Origin of the sequence: Kitasatospora sp. NPDC093558, from assembly GCF_040683475.1 — a bacterium.
Taxonomy (GTDB): domain Bacteria; phylum Actinomycetota; class Actinomycetes; order Streptomycetales; family Streptomycetaceae; genus Kitasatospora.
The window spans coordinates 1-1,798 of sequence record NZ_JBFBDY010000994.1 but is presented as its reverse complement, the minus strand read 5'-3'; the positions used below and the strand labels follow the sequence as shown (position 1 = coordinate 1,798).

Sequence of the window (1,798 nt, the reverse complement as noted above, 5' to 3'; positions counted from 1 at the left end):
GGCGAGCCGGCCGAGCAGCGCCCGCGCCGCCCGCCGGGCCGCCGGCGGGGCCTTGGGCGGCATCGGACTGTCGCCCAGGAACAGGCTCACCATCCGGTTGAGGTAGTGGAAGGTGACCGCCACCCCCACCAACTCCGCTGCCAGCGACGGCGGGAACGGCTCCAACGGCCCCTCCCCCGCCGAACCGCCGAGCGCCTCGATCGCCGTCGTGTGCACCTCGACGCAGTACGGGCACGCGTTGGCCCGGGAGACGGCCGCGGCCACCGCCTCCTTCCGCGCCCGGTCCGCCCGGCCTGCCGCGACGAGCGTCTCGCGCAGCATCATCCACGCCGCCGCCAGCACCGCCGGGGCCGGCGCGTGCAGGGCGACGGGCGGCGCGAGCATCCCGAACTCCCGCTCCACCTCGGCGTAGACGCGGGCCTCCGGGGCCCCCGCCCGCGCCGGGCGGACGGGGGCGACGTGACGGACCTGGCCGAGGGAGCCCCTCAGCGCAACCCGCAGAAGTGGTCCTGCCACGACTACTGGCCCAGCAGACCGGGCAGTTGGGACTTCACCCCGCGCCGTCCCGCGGTCTCGCCGCCGGGGCCGGGCGCGCCGTACTCGACGTCCACGCCGCGTTCCCGGGCGGCCCGCACGATGCCCGGGATCGCGCGCTCGGCGAGGGCCGAGATGGTGAGCGCCGGGTTCACCGTCAGGGCGGCCGGGACGGCGGATCCGTCGGTGACGAAGATGCCGGGGTGGCCGCGGAGTTCGTGCCCGTCGTCGAGGGCGGAAGTCTCCGGGTCGTCGCCGATGCGGCAGGACGCGAGGGGGTGCACGGTATAGGCGCCGACGACGTCGTTGGTCCAGGGCATCACGCGGGCCAGGCCGTCGCGTTCGAGGATGTCCTTGACGGCGGCGTCCGACTCGGCCCAGCCGCGCAGGGTGCTCTCGGTGGGCTCGTAGCCGATCGGACCGCGCCCGAGCATCTGCTGGGAGATGCGGACGGCGTTGCCGGTGGGCGGTGGCGGGCCGAAGACGCCCTCGTTGTCGTCCTCGACCATGGTGAAGATGGTCAGCCAGGACTGCCACTGCCGGACGAGTTCCTTCTTCTCCCGGCCGAACCAGCTGGGCCCGGTGGCGTCCCGCACCTGGGCGAGGATGGTGCCGAAGCCGGGCGGGAAGTAGAGCTGTTCGAGCGAGTAGCGGGAGCCGACCGGCCGCGAGCCGTCGAGGGTGTCCCAGCTGGCGACGACCGGGCCCTTGCCGATCTGGTTGGCGCCGTAGGGGGCGAGGCCCTCGCCGCGGCCGAGGCCGAGCAGGTCGCGGGCCTTGTCCTCGTCGACGACGGCGGTGTTGAGGCGCTCGCCGTTGCCGGAGAAGTAGCGGCCGACGGCGTGCGGCATCCGGCCGAGGTCCGCCTCGGAGCGCTGGAGGATGACGGGGGTGGCGCCGGCGCCGGCCGCGAGGACGACGATCTTCGCGTCGATGACGCCGCTCTCGTGGTGGACGCGGTAGTCGACGTCGTCGACGACGTTGTAGTGGACGCGGTAGCCGCCGTCGTCGGTGCGGGTGAGCTTCTGGACCTCGTGCAGCGGCCGGATCTCGGCGCCGTGGGCGAGCGCGGCGGGCAGGTAGTTGAGCAGCAGGGAGCGCTTCGCGTCGAAGCGGCAGCCGGCCATCATCCAGTTGCAGTTGGTGCACTTGGCGCGGTCGACGGCGGCGGGCACCGGGTTGGCGGTGCGGCCGGCGTGCGCGCAGGCGGCGGCGAACAGGCCGCCCGCGTAGGTGACGTCGTTCCAGTCCTGCTGGGTGATCG

2 protein-coding genes are annotated in these 1,798 nt (G+C 74.3%); both read right to left on the bottom strand.

The window, feature by feature from the left end; genetic code table 11:
• Nucleotides 1-516: carboxymuconolactone decarboxylase family protein (locus AB0O00_RS37750; RefSeq protein ID WP_363659213.1), on the bottom strand; the 516-nt coding region annotated here is incomplete at its 3' end.
• A gap of 2 nt (nucleotides 517-518) precedes the next feature.
• The coding region (locus tag AB0O00_RS37745) for a GMC oxidoreductase (RefSeq protein ID WP_363659212.1) at nucleotides 519-1,798 on the bottom strand (1,280 nt) is incomplete at its 5' end.